This is a genomic window from Porphyromonas catoniae ATCC 51270, from assembly GCF_000565015.1.
Taxonomy (GTDB): Bacteria; Bacteroidota; Bacteroidia; order Bacteroidales; family Porphyromonadaceae; genus Porphyromonas; species Porphyromonas catoniae.
In genome coordinates this window covers 22,663-35,204 of sequence record NZ_JDFF01000001.1, presented here as the reverse complement: position 1 = coordinate 35,204, position 12,542 = coordinate 22,663, and the positions used below count along the sequence as shown (strand labels likewise).

9 protein-coding genes are annotated in these 12,542 nt (G+C 51.7%); 8 read left to right on the top strand and 1 reads right to left on the bottom strand.

All coding sequences use genetic code 11. The annotated features are described in order from the left end of the window. Nucleotides 1–2: 2 nt before the first annotated feature. Nucleotides 3–1,556, bottom strand: coding sequence for a T9SS response regulator signal transducer PorX (gene porX / locus HMPREF0636_RS00160; protein WP_044167583.1), 1,554 nt, complete (start codon nt 1,554–1,556; stop codon nt 3–5). Between the two features lie 487 nt (nt 1,557–2,043). Here porX and HMPREF0636_RS00155 point away from each other — a divergent pair, with 487 nt between their 5' ends. The 8 genes from HMPREF0636_RS00155 to HMPREF0636_RS00120 all read left to right on the top strand — a co-directional run bounded on the left by HMPREF0636_RS00155 (nt 2,044) and on the right by HMPREF0636_RS00120 (nt 12,378). Further along, nucleotides 2,044–2,625 (top strand): RNA polymerase sigma factor, encoded by a 582-nt coding sequence (locus HMPREF0636_RS00155; protein WP_044167641.1) that lies wholly within the window; start codon nt 2,044–2,046, stop codon nt 2,623–2,625. A gap of 20 nt (nt 2,626–2,645) precedes the next feature. Continuing rightward, a complete protein-coding gene (porT, locus tag HMPREF0636_RS00150; protein ID WP_044167581.1) occupies nt 2,646–3,368 on the top strand; it encodes a type IX secretion/gliding motility protein PorT/SprT in 723 nt (240 codons plus the stop codon). A 496-nt stretch (nt 3,369–3,864) separates the two neighbouring features. Beyond that, on the top strand, nt 3,865–7,296 hold the full coding sequence (ileS, locus tag HMPREF0636_RS00145; protein ID WP_044167578.1) for an isoleucine--tRNA ligase: 3,432 nt from the start codon (nt 3,865–3,867) through the stop codon (nt 7,294–7,296). Nucleotides 7,297–7,367: 71 nt separating this feature from the next. Beyond that, nucleotides 7,368–7,751, top strand: coding sequence for a TraR/DksA family transcriptional regulator (locus HMPREF0636_RS00140; RefSeq protein ID WP_005467863.1), 384 nt, complete (start codon nt 7,368–7,370; stop codon nt 7,749–7,751). Between the two features lie 2 nt (nt 7,752–7,753). Next, entirely contained in the window at nt 7,754–8,422 is a 669-nt protein-coding gene (locus HMPREF0636_RS00135; RefSeq protein ID WP_044167577.1) for a lipoprotein signal peptidase, read from the top strand. 23 nt (nt 8,423–8,445) lie between these two features. Further along, entirely contained in the window at nt 8,446–9,285 is an 840-nt protein-coding gene (locus tag HMPREF0636_RS00130; protein ID WP_162147881.1) for a DUF4296 domain-containing protein, read from the top strand. Between the two features lie 326 nt (nt 9,286–9,611). Next, a complete protein-coding gene (gene gltX / locus HMPREF0636_RS00125; protein WP_044167640.1) occupies nt 9,612–11,135 on the top strand; it encodes a glutamate--tRNA ligase in 1,524 nt (507 codons plus the stop codon). A gap of 16 nt (nt 11,136–11,151) precedes the next feature. After that, nucleotides 11,152–12,378: a 3-deoxy-D-manno-octulosonic acid transferase gene (locus HMPREF0636_RS00120; RefSeq protein ID WP_044167573.1), complete on the top strand. Its 1,227-nt coding sequence runs from the start codon at nt 11,152–11,154 to the stop codon at nt 12,376–12,378. Nucleotides 12,379–12,542 lie beyond the last annotated feature (164 nt).

Below are 12,542 nucleotides of genomic sequence, written 5' to 3'. Positions count from 1 at the left end.
ACTTATTTGGGTTGCATGGTGATGATGGGGATGAGCATTTCCTCCATCGAGATCCCTCCGTGCTGGAAGGTATCTTTATAGTACTGCACGTAGTAGTTGTAGTTGTTGGGGTAGGCAAAGAAATCGTTCCCATAGGAGAAGACATACTTGTCAGAGAGGTTTACTTGGGGTAAGCCAATCTTAGCAGGTACTGCGATTTCATATACCTCCTTGGGATTATAGGATAGGGACTTGCCTACCTTGTACCTAAGGTTGGTGTTCGTGTTCTTGTCGCCGATGATCTTCACGGGGTTGTTCACTCGGATGGTACCATGGTCAGTCGTGAGGATGACCCGATAGCCCATCTCTGCGATGTGCTTGAAGAGGTTGTAGGTTGTGGAGTGGCGGAACCAACTCTTCGTCAGCGAGCGGTAGGCAGCCTCTGTGTTTGCTAGCTCACGAATCATCTTGCTCTCGGTACGTGCATGCGAGAGCATATCGACGAAGTTAAGCACAATCACGTTCAGAGGGTACTGCTTGAGCCCATTTAGACCACCGAGTAATCGTTCACCGAAGCGTGCTTCATAGACCTTGTTGTAAGAGAAGGTATAGTTCTTGCGATAACGCTGCAAGAGTGTTTGGATCATTGGCTCTTCGTTGAGGTTCTTTCCCTCTTCACTCTCTTCGTCTACCCACAGGTCGGGGAACATCTTGGCGATATCAAGGGGCATGAGCCCCGAGAAGATGGCATTGCGAGCATACTGCGTCGCTGTTGGCAGGATCGAGAGATAAAGGTCTTCATCGAAGGTGTAGAACTCACTCAGCATCCCCTTGACTGTCTCCCACTGGTCATAGCGGAAGTTATCGATCAAGATGAAGAAGACCTTCTCGCCTGCATCAAGGAGGGGGAAGACCTTTGTCTTGAATAGGTCTGGGCTCATGATCGGGCGAGTAGATGGCTCTCGTATCCAGCCTTCGTAATTACGGGCAATGAAGCGGCAGAAGAGACGTCCAGCCTCGGACTTCTGCATCTCCAGCAGTTCACTCATCTGGGTATCTCCATTCTCTAGCTCGAGCTCCCAGTGGACGAGGCGTCGGTAGAGTTCCTTCCACTCCTCTAGGCTGAGACGGTCACTCATCTGGGCACTGAGTTGGGCGAACTCTTGGCGATAGTTCATCGTCATTGCCTCGTTGATGATAGAGCTTTGATGCAAGTTCTTCTTCAGTGAAAGGAGGAGCTGATTGGGATTTACTGGCTTGATTAGGTAGTCTGTGATTTTACCACCGATTGCCTGATTCATCAGTTCCTCTTCTTCGCTCTTGGTCACCATGACAATGGGGACGAATGGGGCGAGCTCTTTGATGCGCTGTAGGGTATCTAGCCCTGTTAAGCCAGGCATGTGTTCGTCGAGGAAGATGAGGTCGAAGCTCTGGTTCTGCACTGCATCTATTGCGTCATTGCCACTAAGGACAGGCGTTACTTCGTAGCCCTTGCTCTGGAGGAAGAGGATATGGGGCTTGAGCAGGTCGATTTCATCGTCTGCCCAGAGGATTTGATATACCTTGTTTGTACTCATTCTTTTGGTGGAAGGGAAAAAACTTTAGTGTAATAACGAAGCAAATGCACCACTAAGATACATTATTCGTCGGAATAGGTCTTGAGTGAGACGTCGGCAGAGGTATCGATAGGGAGGATATAGAGGGGAATATACTTGTCCTATTGCCTGTCTATATTTTTGTTTTATATGATTGATAATTATGGGTTTATGTTCATCTTGACTAAGGGTCTCCCTGTCTCCCATTTGCCTGCCCTTCAGCTACTTTAGGGGAGCTATGATTTGGAACTATCGAAACATATCATTTAATTTGCAATCAGTAAAGCCCTTGATGCGTAAGGGAATACATTTATCAACCATCATAGAATTAGTTAGTACAACAAGCTGAAAGCGCCTATAGAAGCAACTCTACATATCTGAATAATGTATAGTCGAGCCTTTGATGCCGTGTTCTCGGGGTGATTACCCTATGCCGACCGGAGTATCAGGGCTTAAAAACAAGACGACAATGAAACGATATGAAGGCATGAAGGATGATGAACTCGTTCATCTCTATGCTAAAGGTTGCGATGAGGCTTTCAACGAGCTACTAACGAGGCACGATGCCTACGTGCACACCTTTATCCGCTTTTCCATCTCTGACGAAGACCAAGTAGAGGATGTCTTTCAAGACGTCTTCATCAAGGTCATGCTTACCATCAGACAAGGTCGGTACACGGCCGAGGGTAAGTTCAAGAGCTGGCTAGGTAGGGTGGCACATAACCTTGTGATTGACTACTTCCGTAGGCAGAAAGCTCGTGGCACCTCCCAGCCTCTTGAGAGTGACAATCCTGAGGGCGTTGTACAGACGTTGCAGGTAGCCTCTGGTGATCTCAGCGCGGAGGAGGCAATCATCTTCCGAGAGCACCTCTCCGAGCTCAGTGCGGGTATCAGTAGCCTCTCTGCCGAGCAACAGGAGGTCGTGCGCCTGCGCTATTGGGAGGAACTTAGCTTCAAGGAAATCGCAGAGCAAACGGGTGTCAGTATCAATACTGCCCTCGGACGCATGCGCTATGCACTAGGTCACCTCAAGCGGCACATGCGCTCTTAACCCGTCCACTCCATCTCCCTATGCGTCGTCCCTTCTCCCTGTTGTGTGCTGGTTTGACCCTCTTTGTCTCCGTCTGTTCGGGAGGGGGGCAGGCTTGGGCGCAAAGGGAGGTAATTCAGCACCAGCCCTACGTTGATCTGCGCAAGTACTATCTGGGCTTTAGGCTTGGGATGCACGCCCCTGATCTCAGGATCACGAACCGAGGCTATATGACACCCGAGGGTACGTCACTCTGGGCAGATACCCCGAGCTACCAGCCTGGCTTTAGTGTGGGGGTTATCGGTGGGGTAGTGCTTGTACCTAGTCTTGAGCTTCGGCTCATGCCCACGCTTCATCTGGGGGAGACGGAGGTGGACTATACGGATGGGCGCAGTCGGGTTGCTAGCCACTCGGTGAAGATGCATTCCGTGACTCTGCCACTGGAGTTGAAGTGGGGGGCGATGCGCCTCGGCAATATACGTCCGTTCATCTCTGCTGGGATTTATGCTGGTAGTTTCCTCGGTGGACGAAGGGGGGATGTGCTGAGGCTAAAGGCATTGGATTATGGGGCCATGCTTGGCTTTGGCTGTGACCTGTACTTTCGCCTCTTCAAGCTCTCACCCCAGCTTACCTTGAGCTACGGACTCTCGAACGCCTTAGATGCCAAGCGTACAGACCTTCGTGATGACCATCGCATCTACTACACACACGCCATTGAGCGAGCAGCGTCTCGTATGGTTCTTCTCTCCTTTAGCTTTGAGTAGGGTTTCCTAGGGTGCTTTTACCCCAATAGATAAGCCCTCAGATAGGTATCCTCGTAATCTCATAAGAGGTACTGAGGGAACCTCTAGGGGGTTATCCCCGTAACCTCCTCCGAGGTTACGGGGATAACTATTTAGGGGGAGTGAAACAATCCTATTCTAGGGGAGGGAGGAGACCCAGAGAGGGGCTATGAGGGATAAATGAAGGAGAGGCGGGGTGGCTTTTCTGGTAAGGCTGAGTATTCTTCTCAATTTGTATGAGAGCAAGGACAGAAAGGGGTGTGGTATATGCTCACGCTCGAGGAGCAGGAAGGCTCATCTAATCCTTTTTGTACGCCTACATCGTGGCAAAAGGGGAAGGGTAGAGCGAGGTCTACCTTTCGGGTCGTATGGGGTAAAAATGTATCTTTGTAGCGTTTTTTAGTATATACTGCGGGGGAGGATAGGCTGCTGTAGCAGTCGCTCTTGCCCACTACATATTTATAACAGGTACAGATATATGAGCCATAAGTTCCCTGAATACGAGAGCTTACTGCTAGCAGGGATCAACCAGAAGGTCCTGCACCAGTGGCAAGAAGAAGATCTCTTCGCCCGAAGCCTAGCACTGAGAGAGGGTGCTCCCTCGTTTGTCTTCTACGAAGGCCCACCCTCTGCTAATGGTATGCCGGGTATTCACCACGTCATGGCTCGCTCAATCAAGGATATCTTCTGTCGGTATAAGACGATGAAGGGCTATCGTGTAGACCGTAAGGCAGGCTGGGATACCCATGGCTTGCCCGTGGAGCTAGGCGTAGAGAAAGCCCTCGGGATCACCAAGGAAGACATCGGCAAGAGTATCAGTGTCGCTGACTACAATGCGGCTTGTCGCCGTGAGGTGATGAAGTACACTCAGGAATGGGAGGAACTGACACGTCTCATGGGCTACTGGGTGGACATGAAGCACCCCTACATCACCTATGACAATAGATATATAGAGAGTCTTTGGTATCTCCTTAGCGTCATCTACAAGAAGGGGCTACTCTACAAAGGCTACACCATACAACCCTACTCCCCCGCAGCTGGTACCGGACTCAGTACCCACGAACTGAACCAGCCCGGATGCTATCGGGACGTGAAGGATACGACCTGTATCGCACAGTTCCCCATCCTGGATCCCAAGGAAGAGATGAAGGGTCACGGGGCTGCCTACTTCCTCGCTTGGACGACAACCCCCTGGACACTTCCCTCCAACACCGCTCTCTGTGTCGGGCCTACGATCGAATACGTAGCCGTACGCACCTTCAACCCCTATAGCGGTGACCCCATCACGATAGTCCTAGCTCTGCCCCTGTTGCATACCCTCTTCGCTCAGGAGCTTGAGGGAGAAGAGGCACTACAGGCTTACCAAAAGGGCGATAAGGAGCTCCCCTATCAGATCGTCGGACGCTGGCAGGGTAGTGAACTCGTGGGTATGCACTACGAGCAGCTACTTCCCTGGATGACCCCTAATGGGGATGCCTTCCGAGTGATCTCAGGTGACTTCGTTACCACGAGTGATGGTACGGGGATCGTACACATCGCTCCTACCTTCGGGGCTGATGACAACAAGGTAGCCAAGCAGAGCAATATCGGGGCACTCCTCGTCCGAGACAGAGACGGCAACGAGCGTCCGATGGTGGACATGCGTGGGCGACTTTACCGTATAGAGGACCTCGACCCTCAGTTCGTACTGTCCTCAGTGAACGTCGATGCCTACGGCGAGTTTGCTGGACGATTTGTCAAGAATGCCTACGATGAGACCCTCACCGAGAGCGATGAGAGCCTAGATGTCTCCATAGCACTACACCTCAAGGGGCAGGGTAAGGTCTTCCGCATCGAGAAGCACGTACACTCCTATCCCCACTGCTGGAGAACAGACAAGCCCGTCCTCTACTACCCTCTAGACAGTTGGTTCATACGCACCACTGCATGTAGGGAAGAGATGATGGAGCTCAATAATAAAATCAATTGGAAGCCCGAGAGCACTGGCTCTGGACGCTTTGGCAAGTGGCTGGAGAACCTCCAGGACTGGAACCTCTCCCGTAGCCGCTATTGGGGTACCCCCCTACCTATATGGCGTACAGAGGATGGGCAGGAGGAGATCTGCATCAGCTCTGTCGAGGAGCTCTACAACGAGATAGAACGCTCCGTGCAGGCAGGTTTCATGCAGAAGAACCCTTGGGCAGACTTTACCCCCGGCCTCTATACACAGGAGAACTACGACAAGATCGACCTGCATCGTCCCTATGTGGATGAGTTCATCCTCGTCTCACCCTCAGGTAAGCCTATGCGCAGGGAGACAGACCTCATCGATGTATGGTTTGACTCAGGTGCTATGCCCTATGCCCAGCTACACTACCCCTTCGAGAATAAGGACCTGCTGGAGAGTGGCCGAGCCTTCCCTGCGGACTTCATCGCAGAGGGTGTAGACCAGACCCGTGGATGGTTCTTCACCCTTCACGCCATCGCCACGATGGTCTCCCACCAGAGCTCCTACAAGGCTGTTATCTCTAACGGCCTCGTACTAGACAAGAATGGGAACAAGATGAGTAAGCGTCTCGGCAACGCCGTAGACCCCTTCTCTACAATCCAAGAATACGGCTCAGATCCTCTACGCTGGTACATGATTAGCAACTCCTCTCCTTGGGATAACCTCAAGTTTGATCTAGAGGGGATAGATGAGGTGCGCCGTAAGTTCTTCGCCACACTCTATAATACATATCAGTTCTTCGCTCTGTATGCTAACCTCGATGGTTTCACTGCAGAGGCTGCAGAAGTGTCCCTCAGCGAGCGAGCAGAGATTGACCGCTGGATCCTCTCCGCCCTCAATAGCCTCATCCTAGAGGTAGACCGTGATCTCGAGGACTACGAGCCCACCAAGGCCGCTCGTGCTATCGGGGACTTCGTCTCCGAGCAACTGAGCAACTGGTACGTACGTCTCTCTCGTCGCCGCTTCTGGGCAGGCGAGATGACGACCGACAAGCTCTCCGCTTACCAGACTCTCTATCGCTGCTTGGTCACCGTGGCGAAGCTCATGGCTCCTATTGCCCCCTTCTATGCTGACCAGCTCTATCGAGACCTCGTCAGCCGAGGGACGAATGCTACGGAGCACTCAGTGCACCTAGCAGACTTCCCCGTGGCAGATCGCTCTGCTATCAATGCCGAACTAGAGCGAAGCATGAGCCTAGCACAGAGCATCTGCTCTATGGTGCTAGCCCTAAGACGTAAGGTGAATATCAAGGTGCGTCAGCCCCTACAGCGCCTTATGATCCCCGTGACGAGTGCGGAGGAGCGTGCTGCGATCGAGCCCATCATCCCATTGATCCTTAGCGAGGTCAATCTCAAGGAACTGCAGTTCGTATCGGACGGAGGCGAAGGGATCCTCGTCAAGCGTATTCGCCCCGACTTCAAGAAGCTAGGGCCACGCTATGGTAAGATCATGAAGCCCCTAGCAGAGGCACTCTCTACCCTTGAGCAGGCTCAGATCCTAGAGCTGGAGCGTGCAGGTACGCTCTCCCTAAATGTTGCAGGCACAGAGGTCGCCCTCGAACGTGAGGATGTGGATATCTATTCGGAGGACATCCCCGGATGGCTCGTGGCCAACGAAGGGACACTCACCATTGCCCTAGACATTACGGTCACTGATGAGCTGCGCCTGGAGGGTACTGCACGAGAACTCATCAACCGCATACAGAATCTGAGGAAGCAGAGTGGCTTCGAGGTCAGTGACCGTATCCGAGTCCTCCTGCCCGAGGATGAGGAGCTAGCGAAGGTGCTTACCCTCTACGGCTCCTACATCGCCCATGAGGTACAAGCCGTCAGCATCGACCAGCGTATGGGCTTCACTCCGACCCTCGAGCTAGATATAGATGATCGAATCATCCCAATCTTCATTGAGCAGGCTAACAACTAGTGAAATAAGTAGAGCGAGGGAAGCCTCTTCTGAGGCTCCTCGTTCCTCATCTATTTAATTTATACTGTCCCATGAGTACAGAAAAAACCTCCTACACGGACGAGGAACTCCAGGAGTTCAAGGATCTGATCCTACACAAACTGGATCAGGCTATTAAGGACTACGAGCTGCTGCGAGGCAGTGCAACAAACTCCTCGGAGAATGATGTAGCCGATACGCTCCCTACCTTTAAGGCTGTCCACGAAGGCGCAGCTTCGCTCTCCAAGGGTGAGGCTGGACGTATGGCTGAGCGTCTGCTGAAGTTCATCCACAACCTCCAGGCTGCCCTACGCCGTATAGAGAATAAGACCTATGGCATCTGCCGTGAGACGGGTAAGCTCATCCCTAAGGAACGCCTACGTGCTGTGCCTCACGCCACTCTGAGCATAGAGGCAAAGCTCAACGAGAAGAAATAAGCATGACCGAAGGCAAGGGTACAAGGAACAACCTACTTATCTGCCTCGCATTTGTCGTCCTACTTCTAGTCATTGATCAAGTGACTAAGATCTGGGTCAAGACGACGATGATCGAGGGTGAGATGCACGAGATCACCTCGTGGTTCAAGATCTACTTCGTGGAGAACGAGGGGATGGCGTACGGGATTACTATTGGGAGTAAGCTCCTACTGACACTCTTCCGTATCCTAGCCATGAGTGCAGGCCTATACTTCCTCATCAGGATTATCCGTACAGGGCGGTTCAGCCTACCTTTTTACCTCTGCCTCTCACTCGTCATAGCAGGAGGCTTCGGTAATATCATAGACTGCCTCTTCTACGGAGAGGTATTCACCTCAAGCCATGGGTCGGTGGCACAGCTGGTCTCTTGGGGGCAGGGCTATGGGGACTTCCTACAAGGTAAGGTCGTAGACATGCTCTACTTCCCAATCATACGGACAACCTATCCCAGTTGGAGCCCTATCCATGCAGGTGAACCCTTTATCTTCTTTAGTCCGATCTTCAACTTCGCCGACTCTTGCATCACCACTGGGGTGCTTGCCTTGCTCCTCTTCTACCGTAAGACCTGCACCACAGCCCTAGAGCTGCTTCAAAAGAAGAAGCATTCTTCCTCTACTCCCCCAGAAGCTTAGCCATGCCCGCGGATGTCCATTTCATGCGACCGAAGCTCCTAGCCTATCTTTCACTCCTATTCCTCGTGATCTGCGTTGGGATAGGTTGTCGCTCCCAAGGCTGGAAGCGAGTAGACGTCCGCACCATGCAGAGTATCATGGGTGAGATGGCTATGGCGGAGGCTTCGTTCTCAGAGCAGGGACTGTCGGATAGTTTGCGTATTATTGGTTATGAGGCTCTGCTAGCACGGCATGGCCTCACTCTACAGGACTGGGATAGCTCCCTTGTCTGGTACAGTACGCATGAGTTGGAGAACTATACCAAGATCTATGAGTATGCGCTAAATGACCTCACCAGCAGGCAAGCCCCACTCAAGCGTAAGGTGGATAGTCTAGATAGCGTCCAGAATAGACTCTGGCGTTGGCGTGCAGGGGATATAGATTCGGTAAACCTATTGCCTGATAGTGTGAGCTACTATCCAGCAGGGCGATATGTTGAACGAACCTTCGCCTACACACCTAATCAGAGTTATGAAGCAAATACACGAGTTACATTTGCTGTTCGAGTGCTTGGCTTAGGGGTGAAGGGAAGCAAACCTCTTGTTCTTCGCCTACAACTTTATCTGGCTGACTCCACGCATATCTCAGAGCAAATGACCCTTCAGCATTCGGGGCTTCACCTGATTACCCTAGAGCTACCATCAGGGAAGAGGATGCGTACAGCCTACGGGAGCTTGCGAGGCTTTGCTCCTAGCCTGAAAGGGCACTTCCTAGCAGTAGATAGCTTTAGTTTCGCTCGTACGACACTAGCGATCTCCGAGCCTACACCATCTATGGAAGAGCAAGAGGAGCCTCTTATAACCGATGATACCGATGACCTATAGCCCGAGGCACTCCTCTCCTCCTCATCCCCATTACGCCAGCCACTACTTACGGGTTGGAAGCTACCTTACTCGCTCGATAGCGGTACAAAGTCTCCCTAGTGGAGGATTAGACATCCGTCCTTTCACAGAGGAAACGGAGCGCACGATTTTCATAAATGGTACTATAGCCCTTGTCTCTCCCACTTGTCCATTGAATGAAGCGGGAGAAGAGCCAATCACCTTATCGGAGCTGGAGCGTTTGCTCTCTCAGCACAGCTCGTGGCAGCTTCTCCTACCTAGGGAGACAAGGTAGTTACAATAAGAACAAGATTAACGACACATCTTATATGTCTGAACGAAAAGTCCGTGTACGCTTTGCCCCTAGTCCTACAGGGGCTCTCCATATTGGAGGGGTACGAACAGCTCTGTATAACTACCTCTTTGCTAAAGCTCATGGGGGAGACCTGCTCCTACGTATCGAGGATACGGATAGCCAACGCTTCGTTCCAGGAGCAGAGGCTTATATCATTGAGGCTTTGGAATGGCTTGGTATACGCTTTGACGAAGGCGTGAGCTACGGCGGGGACTGTGGCCCATATCGTCAGAGTGAGCGCCGAGATATTTATCGTAAGTATGTGCAAGAGCTACTAGACAAGGGGAAGGCTTACATTGCCTTCGATACTCCTGAGGAGCTGGAAGCTAAGCGACGTAGTGTGGCAAACTTCCAGTACGATGCGACGACACGTGGCTCGATGCGCAACTCTTTGAGTCTACCCAAGGACGAGGTAGAGAGTCTCCTGAAGGCAGGTACTCAGTATGTCGTCCGCTTCCTCATCGAGCCAGAGCTAGAGGTTGAGGTCGATGATATGATTCGTGGACGTGTGACCTTCAATAGCTCCGTGCTTGATGATAAAGTGCTCTATAAGAGTGCCGATGACCTACCTACCTACCACTTGGCTAATATTGTAGATGACCATCTGATGGGTATCTCACACGTCATTCGTGGGGAGGAATGGCTTCCTAGCTCTCCTCTGCATGTCCTCCTCTATCGGGCTTTCGGCTGGGAGGAAACCATGCCTCGCTTTGCCCACTTAGCACTCCTGCTGAAGCCAGAGGGCAATGGTAAGCTCAGTAAACGTGATGGAGATCGCTTAGGTTTCCCTGTCTTCCCCCTTCGTTGGGTGGATCCAAAGACAGGTGAAGTGTCATCGGGCTATCGGGAGAGTGGCTATTTGCCTGAGGCCGTAGTGAATTTTGTTGCTTTGCTTGGCTGGAACCCTGGGAATGACCATAGTGAGGTGATGAGCCTCGAGGAGCTGGTGCAACATTTCAATATAGAGAAGTGTAGTAAGGCCGGTGCTAAGTTTGACTATGAGAAGGGCAAGTGGTTCAATCATCACTATATCCAAGAGGCATCGGATGATCGCCTTGCCTCGCTACTCCGACCCTATTTTGATGAGGCAGGCTATCCCTTTGATGCGCCTCGTGTGGCTCGTTGCGTCGCTTTGGTTAAGGAGCGTGCACAGGTCCTACCTGAGCTCTTCGAGCAGATTATATATTTCTTCTCTGCACCTACAGTCTATGACGAGAAGACGGTATCCAAGCGATGGAAGGCTGAGAGTGCTGACCAGATGAGAGAGCTTTCTCATCTGCTCTTGACTCTGCCTGAGGCTCTTCCCTCAGAGGAGACCGAGCAGGCAGTAAAGGCCTGGATAGAGGAAAAGGGCTATGGACTCGGAGCTGTGATGAACTGTTTCCGCTTAGCTCTGGTAGGAGCAGCAAAGGGACCACATCTCTTTGACATCTCTGCTCTGCTCGGGCGAGAGGAGACGCTCTGTCGCTTAGCTCGTATTATTGAAGTCCTTGGCTAAACGCTCTCCTCGATTGATGAACCCACTCTATAGCTTCGCGGGTATCCTTGCCTCCGCTGTCCTTCATCTTGTAGCACCCTTCAACCGCAAGGCACGTCTTATCATCGATGGTAGACGCATGACGGCAGAGCGGTTGTGTGTGCTTCAGAAGGATCGACCTGTGGCTTGGTTTCATGCCTCTTCATTGGGAGAGTTCGAACAAGGACGCCCTCTGATGGAGGCATTACGCCGTGAGCATCCCGAGTATCAAATCCTACTCTCGTTCTTTAGTCCATCGGGCTATACGGTGCGCCATGACTATGATGGTGCTGATGTAGTCGTCTACCTACCCTCTGATCGACAGCCCTCGGTGAGTCGCTTCCTTGAGCTGGCGCATCCTGACCTAGCTATTTTCATCAAGTATGATTTCTGGCCGACGATGCTCTATGCCTTGTCTAATCGAGGCATCCCGACCTATCTAGTCTCAGCCATTTTCCGTAGAGATCAGCTCTTCTTCCGCCCTTGGGGAGGATGGTATCTGCGGCTACTTTCTCTCTTTCGTCATCTTTTTGTGCAGGATGAAGCCTCGAAAGAGCTATTGCATGAGTTCGGTGTGGAGGAGGTTAGTGTCACGGGGGATACACGCTTCGATCGAGTCTTTGAGATTGCTGAAGAGGCTAAAGATATCCCTGAGGCTTCCTGTCTCGAAGGGCGAGTCCTTGTGGCTGGAAGCACTTGGCCCGAGGATGAAGAGATACTCCTTCCCTATTTCAATGGGGCACCCCAAGACTTCAAGCTGATTATTGCACCACACGAGATACACGAGGAGCATCTGCGCTCTATTGAGACCAAGCTCCAGCGGCTCTCAGTGCGCTATTCTGCGCTTCAGCGAGGCGAACAGATTGGGCATTACGACTGTCTCATCATTGATTGCTTCGGCCTTCTTTCCTCGATCTATCGTTATGGCCGTTACGCCTATGTCGGGGGAGGCTTTGGAAAGAGCGTGCATAATACATTGGAGGCAGCAGTCTATGGTATCCCTGTCTTCTTTGGCCCAGAGATCCATAAACACCGAGAGGTGAGGGAGCTCTGTCAGCATGACGCAGGCTTCATCTTGCATACCGAAAGTGAACTCTCGATGCTCATTTCTCGGTTTGATGATCCAATGGAAGCCCAGCTTCTCTCTGAGCGAGCTAAAGCTTACTTCGCTACGCAGCGAGGTGCAACTAAGACAATTCTCTCTGCCCTCTTCCCTAAGGAATAAGTATTTGCTCTCATGAGTAAACAAGGTTAGGGGCTTGGTGTATTTCAAAAACAGATAATGTGGTACTTCATTGAAGGATAGTATTTGCTCATAGTGGAGCTATTAGGAGCTTACCCAATGACTGATCCTGCGAAGCCTAGAGGGAGGAGCGGATATAAATAGTG

What these genes read in the sequence shown, in the direction of transcription:
- porX (WP_044167583.1), bottom strand. Translation starts at nt 1,556, where the DNA reads ATGAGTACAAACAAGGTATATCAAATCCTCTGGGCAGACGATGAAATC.
- HMPREF0636_RS00155 (WP_044167641.1), top strand. Translation starts at nt 2,044, where the DNA reads ATGAAACGATATGAAGGCATGAAGGATGATGAACTCGTTCATCTCTAT.
- porT (WP_044167581.1), top strand. Translation starts at nt 2,646, where the DNA reads ATGCGTCGTCCCTTCTCCCTGTTGTGTGCTGGTTTGACCCTCTTTGTC.
- ileS (WP_044167578.1), top strand. Translation starts at nt 3,865, where the DNA reads ATGAGCCATAAGTTCCCTGAATACGAGAGCTTACTGCTAGCAGGGATC.
- HMPREF0636_RS00140 (WP_005467863.1), top strand. Translation starts at nt 7,368, where the DNA reads ATGAGTACAGAAAAAACCTCCTACACGGACGAGGAACTCCAGGAGTTC.
- HMPREF0636_RS00135 (WP_044167577.1), top strand. Translation starts at nt 7,754, where the DNA reads ATGACCGAAGGCAAGGGTACAAGGAACAACCTACTTATCTGCCTCGCA.
- HMPREF0636_RS00130 (WP_162147881.1), top strand. Translation starts at nt 8,446, where the DNA reads ATGCGACCGAAGCTCCTAGCCTATCTTTCACTCCTATTCCTCGTGATC.
- gltX (WP_044167640.1), top strand. Translation starts at nt 9,612, where the DNA reads ATGTCTGAACGAAAAGTCCGTGTACGCTTTGCCCCTAGTCCTACAGGG.
- HMPREF0636_RS00120 (WP_044167573.1), top strand. Translation starts at nt 11,152, where the DNA reads ATGAACCCACTCTATAGCTTCGCGGGTATCCTTGCCTCCGCTGTCCTT.